A 2,595-nucleotide genomic window follows, 5' to 3' on the forward strand; every position below is an offset into this window, starting at 1 on the left:
CGACAAACCATCCAGCATCGGCGCTTGCAGCACCGCAAGCTCGCCGCATAACATCAACCCAAAGACGAGGCCGATACTCCGCTAATCCAAGACCCAAACTGCGCCAAATGATCTGACGACGGACAGCGTTCGGAAATCAGATCGGAAACCCCTCGGGAAATCCATCTGAATGATGATGGAACTGCGGCTTCCTGGCTGGCGGCAATCGGCCACTGGACCGAAAGCCGCGATGTGACCCTGGCGGCGTGGGACGATCTGCGTCGGGCGTCGAACGAACTGGATGCAACCAAGGCTGCGCTTGCGGCGCAACGGGAATCCTTAACGACAAGTTTGACCCGTATCGGGATCGATGCCGAGGTACTGGAGCTGCCTGCTCTTGTGCAAGCGGCCGACAATGCCCTCGCAAACGATTCAACCCTCCGTTCAAAGCGGCTGGATGCTGACAAACGTATCGGTGAACTTGACGATGCGGCCGAGCAGCGGAAGGCCGCCCTCGATGAGGCCGTAACCGGATTTAATGAGTGGCAGAGTGCCTGGGAGGCAGCTCTCGCCGCTACCTGGTTCACTGACCAACAGGGGAGCATAAGTGCGGTGCGGGAACTGCTCGATGCGATCGCGGGTCTCCCCGAGGTTTTGCGTGAGCAGGATGACCTGCAATATCGCATCAGTGCCATGGAAGCTGATCAAAACTCGTTTGCCGATACGGTCGTCCGGCTAAACGGCGCCCTTGGCGACATGCTGGATGTCAGCAATCCGCTAACCGCGGCCAGGGAGCTGATCCAGCGCCACGAAGAAGCCCGGCAAATTGAGGCGCGGCGGCAAGAGCGAGACCAAGCTCGTTTAGAACTCTCGATCGAACGCGAACGGCTGGACAGCGAGGTCGCGATGCATGATGCGCGAAAAACGGAGATGACAAGCTTCTTCCGTGTCGAAACGCTGGCCGATGTCCGGCTGGCGCTGGAGCGCTGTCGGAAAAGAAACGAATTGGTCGAAGAGCAGGCGAAGCTCAAGCGACAGATCCTCAATGACATGCAGGCACAATCGTTACAGGACGCGCTTGTCAGCCTCGCCGATACCGACCTCTCCGAACTTCGGCGAGAACAGGCTGAACTCGTGACAAGAATCGAAGACCTTGACGGTCGCGCGAAGGACCAGTTCGCCGACAAGGCGCGCGCAAGCGACAGGCTGGCCGCCATTGGCGGCGATGACGCCGTCGCTCGCCTTGAAGCGAAACGGCGCACATTGCTTCTTGAGATCGAGGATCAGGCGCTGCGCTATCTTCGCCTCAGAAGCGGCAGCCTGGTCGCCGATTTTGGCATCCGCGCCTATCGGGAGAAGCACCGTAGCACGATGATGAACCGGGCGTCCGAAGCGTTCCGGCTCATTACACGCGACGAATATATCGGCCTTGCCACGCGACCCGACAAGGATCGCGAGGTCCTGATCGCCATAATGCAGAACGGCGGCTCCAAGGTTGCAACGGAATTGTCAAAGGGTACGCAGTTTCAGCTTTATCTGGCGCTGCGTCTCGCGGGATATGAGGAGTTCGCCGCAGCCCGGCCATCGGTCCCGTTTATCGCCGATGATATTATGGAGACCTTCGACGAGCCGCGGTCCGAGGAAGTATTACGGCTGTTTGGACAGATGGCCGAAATTGGCCAGGTAATTTATCTGACCCATCATCGGCACCTTTGCGAGATTGCAGCGCAGGTTGTGCCCCAGGTGAGAATCCATGAGATATCGTAGGGATCAGGCTTAAGTCAGGCCAGTGCTTGTCAGAGTTTCGAGGATGCCGGCTACGTCGTGTGTTCGATTGACCCTGTCGCGTCTGACCTCCAGCTCTTTTGGAAGGATGCTCATGGCGAGCCCCCGGACCTTCTCCAATGTGGCCGCTGCCGTCAGCGACCAGGGGTTGGAGCTGGTGTTGGCGATCAATGCCGGCATTTACCAGTCCGATTTTTCGCCCCTCGGACTCCACATCGAGAATGGCGAGCAATTGCGGCCGGCAGTTACGGCCAGCATTGAGGCGCCGCCCAGCCAGGTTCCGAACTTCTACAAGAAGCTCAATGGCATCTTCTTTCTCGACGAAACGAGCGCCGGCATTCTGCCGACAGATGAATTTCTTGATGCAAAGCTCACCGTACGGTTTGCGACCCAGTCCGGCCCTATGCTCGTCATGAGAGATGAGTTCCACCCAGCGCTCATCCCCGGCTCGACGGCCCGGACGCGCCGCAGCGGGGTCGGCGTGTGTGATGGTGGACAGATCCGGTTTGCAATCAGCAATGACGCCGTCAATTTTCACGATTTCGCACGCCTGTTTTTCGTGACGAGCTTGCGTGCCCCGATGCCCTGTACCTCGATGGTGGGCGCAGCGTAGGACTTTATATGCCGGAGATGGGACCAATGACTTTTCCTGGCACGCGGGTAGCCTCAGCATCTTCTGAAACGGACACGCTGGCTGACTTGGAGTAAGCGCTACGGCTTGGCCCTATGCGGCGAGGCTTGACGGCTGGTTGAAGCGCCATGGCATGAGGTCTTCGATGCCGCTTTGCGGGTGTCCGTCGAGGATGGCGGACAGGGTATTGGCGAGATAGT

Annotated in this window: 1 protein-coding gene and 1 pseudogene; both read left to right on the plus strand. The window is 58.7% G+C overall.

What is annotated here, in order from left to right; genetic code table 11:
- The first annotated feature begins 231 nt into the window (after positions 1 to 231).
- Positions 232 to 1,746 carry an ATP-binding protein gene (locus H0482_RS16375; protein WP_193731105.1) on the plus strand — a complete coding sequence of 505 codons (1,515 nt, stop codon included), beginning with the start codon at positions 232 to 234 and terminating at the stop codon, positions 1,744 to 1,746.
- A gap of 30 nt (positions 1,747 to 1,776) precedes the next feature.
- Positions 1,777 to 2,444 (plus strand): annotated as a pseudogene (locus H0482_RS16380) (phosphodiester glycosidase family protein); the annotation flags it as partial.
- Positions 2,445 to 2,595: the final 151 nt, after the last annotated feature.

It is taken from the genome of Devosia faecipullorum, from assembly GCF_015158295.1.
Classification (GTDB): Bacteria; Pseudomonadota; Alphaproteobacteria; order Rhizobiales; family Devosiaceae; genus Devosia; species Devosia faecipullorum.